The following is a 13,942-nucleotide window of genomic DNA, read 5'->3' as shown; positions in this document are numbered from 1 at the left end:
GTAACCGTTCATGGCCTCCCTGAAGGAACTCCGCGCACGAATCGGAAGCGTCAAGTCGACGAAGAAGATCACGAGCGCGATGAAAATGGTCGCGGCGGCGAAACTTCGCCGCGCCCAGTTGCACGCCGAGGCAGCCCGCCCTTATGCGGCTGCCATGCGTCGTATGCTTGGTGAGCTCGCCGGATCGATGGCTGGTCAGGATGGTCTTCCGCAGCTTCTTGCCGGCACGGGTAATGACCGCGTTCATCTCCTGATTCCGATCACCAGTGACCGTGGTCTTGCCGGTGGGTTCAACTCGAACATCAACCGCACGACCCGTCTGACGATCCGTCGTCTTCAGTCTGAAGGCAAGACCGTCAAGCTGCTGCCGATCGGGCGCAAGGGATATGACTATCTGTCCCGCGAATATGCCGATCTGATCGTGGATCATGTCATCGGTGTAGGTGGTAAGGAAATTCCGTTCTCTGCGGCGAGTGATCTCGGTGCGAAGGTGACGGCGCTTCTGGAAGCCGGACAGTTTGATGTCTGCACCGTTATCTACAACCAGTTCCGCAATGTGATGTCGCAGGTGCCCACGCCTCTGCAGCTGATCCCGCTGGGACTGGATGAAGCCGAGGCAAAGCCTGATCCGGATGCTGCTCAGTATGAGTTCGAGCCGGACGAACAGGTGCTGCTGGAGCGTCTGCTGCCGCGTAATCTGCAGGTGCAGATGTATGCTGCCCTGCTTGAGTCGGCAGCCGGTGAGCAGGGTGCGCGTATGACCGCCATGGACAACGCAACCCGCAACGCAGGTAAGGCGATCGACCGTCTGACGCAGACCTACAACCGGACCCGTCAGGCCAACATCACCAACGACCTTATCGAGATCATCTCGGGTGCGCAGGCGGTCTGATCGCCGCCTCCATCCGATCCCGTATCATTCAGACCGAATTTGCCCGCAGGAGCTGATCCCATGTCGGACACCACCACACAGACCCCGGCCCAGTCTTCAGCCGCGGGTTCGTCAAACAATGTCGGCCGTATCACCCAGATTCGTGGCGCTGTCGTTGACGTCCAGTTTGAAGGCGAGCTGCCCAAGATCCTTGGTGCGCTGCATGTAAAGCTGGGCAACCACACTCTTGTGCTCGAAGTGGCGCAGGAAATTGGCGAACACGAAGTGCGCTGCATCGCCATGGACACCACGGACGGTCTCGTCCGCGGTCAGGAAGTCGTTGATACCGGCGCGCAGATCTCCGTGCCGGTTGGCCCGGAAGTGCTTGGCCGCATCATGAACGTGATCGGTGAAGCCATCGACGAGAAGGGGCCGATCCGCACCACGCGTAAGGCTCCGATCCATCGTGAAGCTCCTTCCTTCGAAGAGCAGGCTGGTGCCTCCGAGATCCTCGTGACAGGCATCAAGGTTGTCGATCTGCTCTGCCCCTACCTCAAGGGCGGTAAGATCGGTCTGTTCGGTGGTGCCGGCGTCGGCAAAACCGTTATCATTCAGGAACTGATCAACAACATCGCCAAGGCGCACGGTGGTGTGTCTGTGTTCGCCGGTGTTGGTGAGCGTACCCGTGAAGGTAACGACCTGTATTTCGAAATGCAGGACGCGGGCGTCATCAAGGTTAACGAAGATGGTTCCACGGACGGTTCCAAGGTGGCTCTGGTCTATGGCCAGATGAATGAACCGCCGGGTGCCCGTGCCCGTGTTGCTCTCTCCGGTCTGACGCAGGCTGAGTATTTCCGTGACGAGGAAGGTCAGGACGTCCTGTTCTTCGTCGATAACATCTTCCGCTTCACGCAGGCCGGTTCGGAAGTGTCCGCCCTGCTGGGTCGTATCCCATCCGCCGTGGGTTACCAGCCGACGCTGGCCACGGAAATGGGTGCCCTGCAGGAGCGTATCACCTCCACGAAGAAGGGTTCGATCACGTCCGTTCAGGCCGTTTACGTGCCTGCCGACGATCTGACCGATCCGGCTCCTGCCGCGACCTTCGCTCACTTGGATGCAACAACGGTTCTTAACCGTTCGATCGCTGAAATGGGTATCTACCCGGCTGTGGATCCTCTGGACTCCACCTCCCGTTCGCTCGATCCGAAGATCGTGGGTGAAGAGCATTATCAGGTTGCCCGTGACGTTCAGCGGATCCTGCAGACCTACAAGTCCCTGCAGGACATCATTGCCATTCTCGGCATGGACGAGCTCTCGGAAGACGACAAGCAGCTCGTCGCCCGTGCTCGCCGCATCCAGCGCTTCCTGTCCCAGCCGTTCCACGTGGCTGAAGTGTTCACGGGCGCACCGGGCAAGCTGGTCTCGCTTGAGGACACGGTCCGTTCGTTCAAGGCGATTGTGGCCGGCGAGTATGACGATCTTCCGGAAGGCGCCTTCTACATGGTTGGCTCCATCGAGGAAGCAGTCGCCAAAGCTGAGAAGATGAAGGAAGCGGCGTAAGTCGCCGACGTCGGAAGGGACCAACAGAATGCCGATCAAGGTCGAGATCATCAGCCCGGAGAAGGTTCTGGTGTCCCGCGACGTGGACATGGTCGTCATGCCGGGTGAGGAAGGCGATATCGCCGCCATGCCCGAGCATGCACCCATGATGCTGCTTCTGCGTGGTGGCACCGTTACTCTCTATGAAGGTGAGACCCCTACTGACCATTACTTTGTCGGTGGTGGTTTTGCAGATATGACGCAGACACGGTGCACGATCCTTGCGGACCAAGCCGTGCCGGTTACGGAAATCTCCATCGACGCCGCTACGGCAAGGCTTGAAGCCCTGACGGAAGCATGGGAGTCAGCTGACAAGTCAGACGTTTCCCGTCTTGAAGGACTGATGTCGAAGATCCAGTCTGTGCGTGCAGAGATTGATGCCGGAGCTGGTGGCTGAACATAGCCAGTTACGGTCATTACATTAAAAAAACCCGGTTCAGTGTCCTGAGCCGGGTTTTTTTATATCTTGCAAATGTGTCTTCAGGCTTTGCGTCTGATCGCACAAAGGGACGCAATCCCTTTGTGGATGCTCTACCGGTAAAGTGGAGACAGACACTTTTGGGGCGGATGATTTTACAGAATTGTCTCTCAAGTGCCCCTAGGTGTGCGGCTTAGCCGCGTCCCCGGTAACCCGGAACATCCTGAGCGGGGATCCAGACACCTTCCGGCGGCAGGCCTGTCTGCCAGAAGACATCAATCGGCATTCCGCCTCTGGGGTACCAGTAAGCACCAATTCGCAGCCAGACCGGATCAAGCAGCTTGACGAGCGTTTCTGCGATCGTCACCGAACAGTCCTCGTGGAAGGCTCCATGATTCCGGAAGCTCGTGAGATACAGCTTCAGGGACTTGCTTTCGACAATCCAGTCACGGGGAATGTAGTCGATTACCAGATGCGCAAAATCCGGCTGACCTGTGACGGGGCAGAGTGATGTGAATTCAGGTGCAGTGAAGCGCACGACATACTGTCGTCCCTTGTGAGGGGCCGGGACGCGTTCCAGTTCCGCCTCCTCGGGCGACTGTGGCATCGGTGTGGACCGACCTAGCTGGGTAAGGGTTTCCCGGCCGTCATTCTGCGCGGTCATGGTCTGTCTCCATTCAATCTTTCAGGCGATGTGTCACTGGCGTGGTGCTGACGTCAAGGAAGCACACTTTCGCTTTTCAGCGGCTCTGTGTATGGAACGCTCATGGCTAAAAGTCCCCGATACAGCTTTCCGGCACCCCGTCTGATTACCAGCACGACTGACCTTGCAGAAACAGTCGAAAGACTCAGAAACGAGACGTTCGTGACGGTCGATACCGAGTTCATGCGGGAAAAGACGTACTGGCCCGAACTGTGCCTGCTTCAGATTGCTGGGGAGAAGGAAGTCGTCCTGATCGATGCCGTCGCTCCGGATATTGACCTGACTCCCCTGACGGCGCTGTTCGATGATCAGTCTGTCGTGAAGGTTTTTCACGCAGCCCGTCAGGATCTGGAAATCTTTCTGCATCTGTTTGATCGCCTGCCACAGCCCTTGTTCGATACACAGGTGGCGGCGATGGTGGCCGGATATGGCGATCAGGTTGGATACGACAATCTTGTCGGCGCAGTCACAGGTGCATCGATCGACAAGAGTCATCGTTTTACGGACTGGTCAGTCCGTCCCCTGTCTCCCGCTCAGCTGAGTTATGCTGCGGCTGACGTGACCTATCTGCGTCTGGTTTATGAATCCCTGCTCAAACAACTGGAGCGGGAAGGTCGGTCGGCATGGGTCAGTGCTGAGCAGGCTGCTCTTTCCGATCCGGACAGATTGTGGGTTGATCCGGAAAAACAGTGGGAAAAGCTCCGCGCCCGGACCAACAATCGTCGGATGCTGGGTATCCTGCGGGCGATTGCGGCATGGCGGGAGAGGGAAGCCCAGAACGCGAATATTCCTCGGCAGCGTATGCTCAAGGATGAAAGCCTTCTCGAGATTGCCGCAACGGTGCCGGGTAATACGGACGATCTGGCGCGTGTAAGAGGCGTCAGTCGGGGCTTTGCGGAAGGTAGGGCCGGACAGGATCTGCTGGCTGTGATCCAAGATGCTGTCCAGCTTCCGGATTCCGAATTGCCCAAGGTTGTGCGGGGCGGGAAAGGATCGGATGGTCCTCGCCCTTCTCCGGCGCTGGTTGCACTGTTGAAGGTATTGCTGGCGTATCAGTGCGAAAAGCACGATGTTGCCCCCAAACTTGTGGCCAGTTCCGATGATCTCGACGCTTTTGCTCTGGACCCCGACCCGACCGGGCCGCTACTGACGGGCTGGCGTCGTGATATTTTCGGTGAGGAAGCACTTGCGCTGTTTGAGGGACATCTGTCTCTCGGTGTCAGTGCAGGGCGGCTTCGTCTGATACGGACGGATAATCAGGGCCAATCCCGTTCAGGTGAGAACGTCTGAACGGGGGCGAGACTTTGACGCGGCAAAATCACAAGACTCTGCGGGGCATTGTGATGTTCGCGACTGAGTTTCGATGGCTGTTGCTTGAGTGTGTGTGGCGAAAATCATATTTTCGCTCAGAACTCGGATCCGGGTGCGACCGTCCGAGAATGGGAGAGGCGTGTCATGGAATGGACAGACGAGACAATCGCCCGTCTCAAGGCTTTATGGCAGGAAGGACTGTCAACGGCTGAGATCGGGCGACAACTCGGAATTACAAAGAACGCGGTGGTGGGCAAGGCTCACCGTCTGGGGCTTCCTGCGCGTCCATCTCCGATTCGTCGACAGGATGGAAAGACAGCCGCCAAGAAAACGGCAGAGGCTGGCGAGCAGACCAAAACCTCAGCATCGCGTCGCTCGGTCAAGGAAGCCGCTACAGCAGAAAAGGCACCTGCTTCGCCGTCTACGGCTTCTGCTGACAACGTGGTCGCAAGTGGGGAAACCCCACTTTCTGCGGTTAAAAAACCGGCTGAAAAGCCGGCCGTTGCCAGCGCTGTAAAAACGGAAAGCGCTCCAGTAAAGCAGCCGACGGTAGTGGCTGTGCAGGAAAAGCCGGTTGAGCCGCGTGTACAAGCGACTGTTCCGGCTCTGGCTAAAGTGTCTCAGGAAGAGCCTGTCGCAGAAAAACCGGCTCCTGTTGTGAAAAAAGCCTCTCCTGCTCCACGTCCTGCCGCCCAGCGTCTGGCTGCCGTGATGGAGCCTCGTCGCCGGAGTGCTACCTGCTGCTGGCCGCTCGGCGATCCGGGAACGCCGGGCTTTCACTTCTGCGGAGCGACACCTTTGCCGGGGAAGCCTTACTGTGCGGAACATGCCGCTCTGGCTTACGTCAAGCTGCGGGATCGTCGCGAAAACGCGGGCTGAGGGAAGGGTATTTCCTTCGGATGGAAGCGGAGAGTGCAGTTTCCATCCCATTGCCGAAGGAAATCTGTCACTCGACCAGAGAGCAGCCATAAAAAAAACCCGCCGAATGGCGGGTTTTTTGTCACCAGACGCACAGGCCTGAACCTGTGCTTTTCTGATGTCCTGATTCAGGCAGGCTTGTCAGTCTTGATCGCCACTTCCTTGTCGGAGAGCATTTCCAGCTGACCCGTGATCTGACCACCATCTTCAACGCGCAGACGCTTGCAGGTCGCCTTGCCAAGCAGGCGGCCGGTTGCTGCAACGGTCAGATGACCACGCACGGTCAGCGTGCCGTCGACGGTACCGGCGATCTCCGCGTCTTCCACTTCGACGCCGCCACGGAACAGACCACCCGGAGCAACAGACAGCTCCTTGGCGTTGATCATGCTGGACTCGACGGTGCCCTCAACCACGAGACGCTCTGCATCCTGCACGGAGCCCTGAACGCTGATCCCGCGACCGACAACAAGCGTGCGACGGTCATCACGCGGAGCGTTGACGGCCGAAGGGCGCTGACCCGGGACGATACCCTGTCCGCCTGCGAGTGGTGCGCTTGGCGGGGTAGGGCCACCGGCAGGGGATGAACCCGGAGTTCCGGACGTGGGAGGAAAGGGAGCACGACCCATAGATGTTGAATCCTTCGAAGGTGAGGAAGAGCCAGCGGTGCTGGCTGGCGCCCTGTCCGGCTGGTCTGCAGGCTTGGGCGAAAAGATGGCTCCATGTCCGGCAGCGTCTGCTTGTGCAGAATTGCTTTCGGAAGAACCAGAAGCTGGCGACCGGGAAACGCCGGCATTGCTACCGGTCGCAGATGTGGCCGACCCGGCTGACTGGGTCTTGGAGGCGTCAGGTTTGTGTCTCTTGAATAGCAAGAAAAAACCCCGTCACTCGTGATATGGGCCGCTGGGCGACCAGATAGCTGCCGACATCGTCAGCTTCGGAAGGGAAGTCTGCAACCAATGTCAGCGGTTCCTCACGGTTATACGCATAAGAGGCCGCTCGACAAGGGAGTTCGTTACGGAATTTTCCCGGAAAATGGCTGATAAATGGTTATCCATGTAACGGAAATGGAAAAGAGGATGCTCTGGAGGCATGGACTGCGTCAGCACATTGGGGGTAGACGAAACCAGCTTTTCAGTCAGCAGGACCAGGGTATGACCATCCTTTACGATCTTTGCGGTATAGGAAACGCCATCACGGATGTGCTGGCGAAGGTAAGTTTCGATTTCCTCGAAGCTCAGGGCCTCGTGGCCGGCAGCATGACTCTCATTGATGAGGACAGGGTAAAGACTCTGCGTGATGCGGTGCAGGTCGAATGCGAGACTGGCGGTGGATCAGCCGCCAACACCTGCGTGACTGCGGCCCAGCTGGGCGCGCGCGTGGCGTATCTTGGCAAGGTGTCGGGCGACACGGCTGGAAACGCATTTTCTGATGACATGCGTGGGTGTGGGGTTACCTTTCCCTCCAAGCCTCTGGACGGACGCCTCGGCGCCAATCTGGCGACCGCCAGCTGCATCGTGTTGATCACCCCGGATGGTCAGCGGACGATGTGCACATATCTTGGAGCCTGCACACAGTTTTCCCCGGAAGACGTGCTGCCTGACGTCATCGCCTCGTCCTCGATCGTTTATCTTGAGGGCTATCTCTTCGATCCGCCGCATGCGCAGGAAGCCTTCCGTCGCGCTGCGACACTGGCGCACAATGCGGGACGTCAGGTTTCCCTGTCGCTTTCAGACCCGTTCTGCGTAGGACGTCACCGCGATGCGTTTCTGGATCTGATCAAGGGACACATTGATATTCTCTTCGCCAACGAGAATGAGATCTGTGCGCTGTATCAGACGGATGCGTTTGAAACGGCAGCCCGGCATGTTGCGGAAGACACCACCTTCGCGGCGCTGACACGTTCCGAGCAGGGAAGCGTGGTGATCCGTGGCGGTGAAAGAGTCGATGTCGCGCCCGTGCCGACACAGGTTGTCGATACGACTGGCGCAGGCGATGCCTATGCGGCGGGCTTCCTGACCGGCCTGACCTCGAACCGTTCGCTGGAAGAGTGCGGACGACTGGCTTCGCTGGCAGCTTCCGAAGTGATCTCCCACTATGGCGCTCGCCCGCTGTCCAACCCCTGGAAAGACGCCGGCTTCTGAGAGCGGTTTATACCGGAGAGCCGAACGACGCTCTCCGGTAGCGGGACATCAGGAATGGCCGCGACTGGTCTGCTCCAGAATATGCTGGGCGCAGTCCCGCCATTGCGGAGGACTGTAAGTCTCGCGAATGGCGGCGCTCCATTCAGCCAGCGTCTGCGGGTCATCCAATATTTCAGAAACGACCCTGAAAATATCTGCAGCATTATCCGGATCGAAATAGCGCACCAGAGCCCCCCCGGCTTCCGGTATGGCGGTTGTGCTGGACGCCAGACAGGGTTTGCCGGACGCAAGACTTTCCGAGACAGGCAGGCCCCATCCCTCTGCGAGTGAAGGGAACACGGTGAACAGGCAGCCGTCATAGAGAAAGGTCAGTTCTCTGTCGGTGGGGCTGGCGATATGGCGTATTTTTCCGTTCAGCCATTTCATCCCCACAAGCTGCTGCATCAGGTCATGCTCCAGCCAGCCAACCCGTCCTGCAAAAACCAGTGTCGGCACACAGTCATCTCCTCGCTCTTCCACAAGACGACGCCAGACCCGCACCATCTGGATGTGGTTCTTGCGCGCCTCCAGCGTGGAGACAAACAGAACATAGCTGTCGGGAGCAGGAAGATGCGCAGGGCGGTCTGCTTCGGGTGCAGGACGTCGAAGAACTGCACCCACACCGATGGGCCTCGGTTCAGAGGACAGGAATATCCTTTGCTGTCGTACATATTTCTGAACATCGCGGGCCGTGGCAGCGCTGGTTGTGAACACATGATCCGCCAAAGGCAGCACGGTTCTGTGCCATGCGGTGAAGCTTGCGATCACACCACGATCGCACCATTCAGGATTGAAAATCGGGATCATGTCATGGATGAGCAGTCCGAACGTCATTCTGCGACTATCGCGCAACCAACGCACGGTTTGGGAATAGTCCGTAAAATCCCAGGGAGAGCCTGGAACCAGAAAGACATCACCGGGACGGGCCAGTTCTGACAACAAAAGACCGGAGTCAGCAGTCAGAAGAGAAGCCTGATGTTGGCTTGAGTTATAACGAACAGCTCGCCTGACCCGGTTGGCCAGATTGTCTGCAAGCCGGGTCAGATGCCTGAAGGTTGAAACCTGCATGCTGATTGCTTCTTGCATGAGAGAGAACCGTCCCTGTGGGGGAATGAATGGTCCGAGCTCATCGGGTGAAGGGGGCGGGGACTGTGCCGCCTCTTGAGAAACGATCTTTTGGGCTGTTTTCTCGAAAAGACTTTCCATGTCCTGCCAACTGACAGTTTCAAAATCACATGGTCCTGCAAAACGTCGCACGAACCGCACGCGTTCCGGCGCACATTCTACAAGAGCGCGCCCGAGTTCGGATACAACGCGCTGGATACCGCTCGGCCTGTTGTGTTGACCAAGATAACCGAGGAGATCAGTCACATCGATCCATAGCATGGACATTACGGGCGGTCCTCCGCATGTGACGTTGCAAGGCAGGCGTCCAGAAGCATGTCAGCGGACTGCGTCCATGACGTGGATATAAAGCGTGTTCTGATCTCGTTTCTCCAGAAGGAGAACTGTTCACGGTCAATGAGAAGATCGCGAATTTTCTCGACGGCGTCGGTAACGTTCTCAGGATCAAAGTAACGGGCGAATTGTCCCCCGGCCTCCGGTACAGATGTGGAGTGTGATGCGAGGCACGGAACGCCCATCATCAGGCTTTCCGACACAGGAAGTCCCCATCCTTCAGACAGTGATGGGAAGATGGTAAACAGACTGTCCTGATAAAGATGTTTCAGTTCTTCATCCGTGGGGTTGGAAATCAGTCGGATCTTGCCGTTCAGCCAGTCGCTGTTGTCGAGTTGCTGCAGCAGGTCACGCACCAACCAACCGACGCGTCCCGCGAAAACCAGTGTTGGGATGTCGGCTTCATTTCCATCACTGAGAAGACGACGCCAGACACGCAGCAGGAACGCGTGATTTTTGCGCACTTCCAGCGTTGAAACGAATAGAACATAGGAGTCTGCGGCGGGCAGTCCCATCGGAATCGTTTCTGACTTTGCCTGCATATCGCTGAAACCGGAGCCCATAGGCATGACCTGAACATCTGAAGAAAATTTCAGCCTGTGTTCGGCTGCATACTGCTCCACATCGCGGGCTGTCGCCTTGCTGACGGCCAAAAGCTGGGCGCAGTGTGGTAGGCTGGTCTTCAGCCAGTGCTGAAAATTCCTGACCAGAGAAGGATCGCACCATTCAGGACGGCGAAACGGGATCAGGTCATGGATGAGCAGAACGGGACGTGAATCATATAGTGTGCGTGCCTGCTGTAGGCGTTCGCTGAAAAGCGGATCGCTCCATGCAGCGCCAAGGATCAGGAAGATATCTTTCTGTCCAGGTGAGGGGGTATTTTTACGAAATTTATTTGTATTATCGATAAAGATTTCGGGAGGTTTTTCTGCGCGTGAAGCAGCCTGTCTGTTGCGCGTCGTTCTGAAGCATTGGCGCAGTAGACGCATCGCCCGAATTTGCGCGATGCCAGACGCCAGAAGGGGTTTTCCTATATCCTCCGGCATGGATTGGAACTTTGCAATCAGAGACCTGCGCAGGCTCTCACCAAACCGATGCTGAGGAAGAAGCGTCTGTCCGGTGCGACGGGTGTTCCCGCGCCTTTCGCTCGACGGGTCAATACCGGTAAGATTACCGAACAGAGCTGTGATGTCGGACCATGAGACTTCTTTAAAAGGTTCGCCGTTCCGGCCCCGGCGTACAAACAGAATGCGGGGTGTGTCTGGATGTGTGGCCGCACGCTCTTCCAGAACGCTCAGAATCTCATAGACGACGCGCTGAATTCCGCTTGGTCTGGGATTGGCCATCGCATACTGGAAAAGATCGTCAACATCGACGCGGATCGTGCATTGAGAAGAAGATCGTATCATAAGGCTCAGGCCTGTTGCGTGGCGGCGTAATGGCATCCACCATTACTGGAGGGTTTCCGTCAACCTGATAGCGGATCGAAGTATATTTGATACAAAAACGATATTTTGAGACTCTTCTGAATCGGTCTGCATCGCTTTCCGCACGACAGATCCATGAAGCGGTCCTCGCCATGGGCGCGATGTTTCGTGTCGGGTTGGAACGTCTGCCCGACCAAGGCGAGATCTGGCGTCTCATGCGTCGCAGTGTGGATCGTAAAACCGGCGAGGTAACGCTGGCTTCTCTGCGCTCCCTGGCGCAAGTTGTGGTGCAATCAGACGCGTTTCATCGGTTGAATGAACACAGGATGGGCATTTCTGGTGCCTTGGATGCGCATCTGAAACAGCGCTTCTGTGATGATCTGATTGTGGCGGCTCAGCTTCCTGAAAATCGTGCCGGAATCATGCCGTTTCAGTTGTGTTATCCGGACAGTGCACCTCCCGATGATGATCGTGCCTATGCGTTGTGGTTTCTTTCGGTTTCGCAGATTGAGGCTGGGAACAGGCTGAAAAAGCCATGTCGAAGTCGGATATCTTTCGATATCTATATGACTGTTGGAGCTGGTGACATTGAATCTGCCCGACTCACCCTGAACTCGTTCTTTAGGCAAGGAGATGCGGACTGGACGTTGCACGTGGCGGCATCTGCCGAGGTGTTCGAATGTCTCAATCCCGGTTCTGTTCAGAAGCGCATCCGACGCACGGCGAAGCGGCTCGAAGGCGATGCGGCCTATGTCGCTTTCATTGAGACGGGTGACAGGCTGGCCGACGGCGCGCTTGCCCATATCGCCGCAGTAATTGAAATCAGACCTGAGACGGTTCTGCTTTTCACCGATGAAGACAGGATTGATCCGGCGGGTAATCACATCCGGGCCTGTCTGAAACCGGGCTGGAGCGATGACCAGTTACTGCTTGGTGATACGGTTGGACAGCTCAGCATTTTTTCAAGCCAGCATGTGTTGGAGGTTGCCGAAGAACTCAATGCAATTGAGGAATTGCGTGCTTTGCCACAGCCCTCTGCATGCTGGCTATATGCGCTGAAACTTGCAGTCGTGGAGGGTGTGAAACCGGAGCAGATTGTTCATCTGCCAGCCGTGCTGTTTCATCGTTTCAGAGAGAGTTCCGATGACGTTTCTCTCCAGCGCAGGCTGGTGGCAAGGCATCTTGCTGGCCATCGGCCTGATATAGTGCTGATGGAGACGCCTTTGGTGCCTGTGCAGGCCGGAAGCGCATGTCCTGTTCGGGTCTATTACCCGCTACCGCCCGTCCTTCCGCTTGTGTCGATCATCATTCCCACAAGAGACAGGTCCGATTTTCTGCGGGCCTGTCTACAGGGACTTCTTGAAGAAACAGACTATTCGCGTTTCGAAATCATCGTGGTGGATAATGGCAGTATCCAGCCTGATATGCTGGCACTTCTGGAAGAGTTATCCCGCCATTCGATCGTGACCGTTCTCCGGCAGGAAGGTGCATTCAACTGGGCATGGCTGAACAATCAGGCTGCGGCGTGTAGTCAGGGCGATCTGCTGCTTCTGCTTAATGATGACGTGCGTATTCTGCATCCGGGCTGGCTGGAGGAGATGGTGCGGCAGAGTCTGCGTCCGGGAGTGGGTGTTGTCGGCGCACGGCTGCTCTATCCGGACGGCACGCTTCAACATGCCGGGGTGATGCTGTCACGAGATGGCGCGACGCATCTGCTGCGCGGAGCGAAAGCCGGAGATACGGGATATCTGAACGCGCTGATCTGTCAGCGGGATCTGAGCGCCGTCACGGGGGCGTGTCTGATGATCCGCCGGGAAGTCTTCGATCAGGTGGGCGGTATTGATGAGTCTTTCGCCGTGTCCTGCAATGACATTGATCTGTGCCTGCGGGTCAGAGCAGCGGGCTGGCGGATCGTATGGACGCCGTATGCAACCCTTACGCATGTGGATGGTGGCACGCGAGGACGGGATGCGACGCCGCAGCAGATTTTGAAACATTGGCAGGAAACGGCGCGTCTGGTTGGGCGCTGGACAGATTGGATGGAGCAGGATTTTGCGGTCAATTCCGCCTTGCGTGTGACGGATGATGCGCTGCTTCTGAAGAGTAGGCGATTGAAGTTTCTCGGCATGTAAGCAGGGAAGCTCGCATGCTGATATATCTTGACACTATAGTTGCGTTTCATAATGTGAGTGAGCACGGATAGTGCAGGCCTGATGTATTCGTCGAAAGACGGACCATCTGAGGATGTGGGTGACGGGCAGTCTGCTTGTGAGAGTTTACGACGAGGCACCTGATTTCCTGAATGGACCAATGGACAAGGACTGTCATGTCCTGTGCGGTGTTTTTTTTCAGTTTCAGTGAATTTGTCTGGTAACAAACACTGGCCATGACGGCATAGGCCAGCATGACTAGGAAGACATGCCGATGCTATCCATGCCAGGAGCGGGTTTCGTTATGATCGGGACCGAATTCGTTTTTTGCCGTCTCAAAGTCTTCTTCAATTCTCCAACGTGTGTCTTCGACGTTCACCAGTGCCTGCATGGTTGTCCCTTTCGGGCACCAGGTCTTAAAATAGGTGCGATCTTCATTAGCGATGTTACGGCGGATCAGCAGGTCACGCGTCCATAGTCCGGGTCTGGAACAATCAAACTCCGCTGCATCAAGATCGGCAAGCCGGAGCCAGACCCAGACCCAGTCATATAGCCGCTCACCCTTTGTACCACTGGCCGCTGACAGACGATGCCAGACTTGATCTGGCCAGTCCTCTGCAATACCTTTCGCCTCTACGGCAATCAGCGATTCTGTTGCCTATGATACGAACCAGTGATTGCCCTTGAACCCAAGGGCATACCCAATTCCTGCTCGGCGAAGCATGCGTTCCATATCGTTCACGCCATAAACGCTGTCCGAAGCAACCTAATGGAATGGCACATCAGCATCCAGACACCGTTCGATCATCTCCGATGCCAGTGCCAGTTTAGTCGCAAACACCACGTCATCAGGAACATGAGCCTGCTTCATGCGCTCAGGCTTTGATGTCCAGTCTTTTGGAAGATA

Annotated in this window: 11 protein-coding genes and 1 pseudogene; 7 read left to right on the top strand and 5 right to left on the bottom strand. The window is 56.7% G+C overall.

The window, feature by feature from the left end; genetic code table 11:
* Nucleotides 1-10: 10 nt before the first annotated feature.
* Genes B3759_RS12040 through atpC form a run of 3 tightly spaced genes read left to right on the top strand, consistent with a single transcriptional unit; the run spans nucleotide 11 to nucleotide 2,867 of the window.
* On the top strand, nucleotides 11-892 hold the full coding sequence (locus tag B3759_RS12040; protein WP_010665850.1) for a F0F1 ATP synthase subunit gamma: 882 nt from the start codon (nucleotides 11-13) through the stop codon (nucleotides 890-892).
* Nucleotides 893-952: 60 nt separating this feature from the next.
* A complete protein-coding gene (gene atpD, locus B3759_RS12035; protein ID WP_010665848.1) occupies nucleotides 953-2,431 on the top strand; it encodes a F0F1 ATP synthase subunit beta in 1,479 nt (492 codons plus the stop codon).
* Nucleotides 2,432-2,459: 28 nt separating this feature from the next.
* A complete protein-coding gene (atpC, locus tag B3759_RS12030; protein WP_291366130.1) occupies nucleotides 2,460-2,867 on the top strand; it encodes an ATP synthase F1 subunit epsilon in 408 nt (135 codons plus the stop codon).
* A 214-nt stretch (nucleotides 2,868-3,081) separates the two neighbouring features.
* On the opposite strand, the gene queF is transcribed toward atpC, so the two are convergent.
* On the bottom strand, nucleotides 3,082-3,552 hold the full coding sequence (queF, locus tag B3759_RS12025) for a preQ(1) synthase (RefSeq protein WP_010665846.1): 471 nt from the start codon (nucleotides 3,550-3,552) through the stop codon (nucleotides 3,082-3,084).
* A 102-nt stretch (nucleotides 3,553-3,654) separates the two neighbouring features.
* Between queF and rnd the strand changes: the two genes are divergently transcribed.
* Nucleotides 3,655-4,881: a ribonuclease D gene (gene rnd / locus B3759_RS12020; RefSeq protein WP_291366129.1), complete on the top strand. Its 1,227-nt coding sequence runs from the start codon at nucleotides 3,655-3,657 to the stop codon at nucleotides 4,879-4,881.
* 165 nt (nucleotides 4,882-5,046) lie between these two features.
* Entirely contained in the window at nucleotides 5,047-5,781 is a 735-nt protein-coding gene (locus B3759_RS12015; RefSeq protein WP_291366128.1) for a GcrA family cell cycle regulator, read from the top strand.
* Nucleotides 5,782-5,948: 167 nt separating this feature from the next.
* On the opposite strand, the gene B3759_RS12010 is transcribed toward B3759_RS12015, so the two are convergent.
* Nucleotides 5,949-6,689 carry a polymer-forming cytoskeletal protein gene (locus B3759_RS12010; RefSeq protein ID WP_408736489.1) on the bottom strand — a complete coding sequence of 247 codons (741 nt, stop codon included), beginning with the start codon at nucleotides 6,687-6,689 and terminating at the stop codon, nucleotides 5,949-5,951.
* Nucleotides 6,690-6,971: 282 nt separating this feature from the next.
* Between B3759_RS12010 and B3759_RS12005 the strand changes: the two genes are divergently transcribed.
* Nucleotides 6,972-7,961, top strand: coding sequence for an adenosine kinase (locus tag B3759_RS12005; protein ID WP_291366127.1), 990 nt, complete (start codon nucleotides 6,972-6,974; stop codon nucleotides 7,959-7,961).
* A gap of 48 nt (nucleotides 7,962-8,009) precedes the next feature.
* Here the strand turns inward: B3759_RS12005 and B3759_RS12000 are convergent, their stop codons facing one another.
* The gene (locus B3759_RS12000; RefSeq protein ID WP_291366126.1) at nucleotides 8,010-9,392 is read right to left on the bottom strand and encodes a glycosyltransferase family 4 protein; all 1,383 of its coding nucleotides are present in this window, start codon (nucleotides 9,390-9,392) and stop codon (nucleotides 8,010-8,012) included.
* A complete protein-coding gene (locus B3759_RS11995; RefSeq protein WP_291366125.1) occupies nucleotides 9,392-10,867 on the bottom strand; it encodes a glycosyltransferase family 4 protein in 1,476 nt (491 codons plus the stop codon). Before B3759_RS11995 ends, B3759_RS12000 begins: the two co-directional genes overlap by 1 nt.
* Before the next feature lie 86 nt (nucleotides 10,868-10,953).
* On the opposite strand from B3759_RS11995, the gene B3759_RS11990 reads away from it, so the two are divergent.
* On the top strand, nucleotides 10,954-13,017 hold the full coding sequence (locus B3759_RS11990) for a glycosyltransferase family 2 protein (protein WP_291366124.1): 2,064 nt from the start codon (nucleotides 10,954-10,956) through the stop codon (nucleotides 13,015-13,017).
* A 144-nt stretch (nucleotides 13,018-13,161) separates the two neighbouring features.
* On the opposite strand, the pseudogene B3759_RS11985 reads toward B3759_RS11990, so the two are convergent.
* Nucleotides 13,162-13,942, bottom strand: a pseudogene (locus B3759_RS11985) (IS701 family transposase); the annotation flags it as partial.

It is taken from the genome of Acetobacter sp. UBA5411 (genome assembly GCF_002409645.1).
In the GTDB taxonomy this organism is placed as follows: Bacteria; Pseudomonadota; Alphaproteobacteria; order Acetobacterales; family Acetobacteraceae; genus Acetobacter.
Note: the sequence above shows the minus strand (reverse complement) of the source record. Positions and strands in the feature narration are given on the sequence as shown.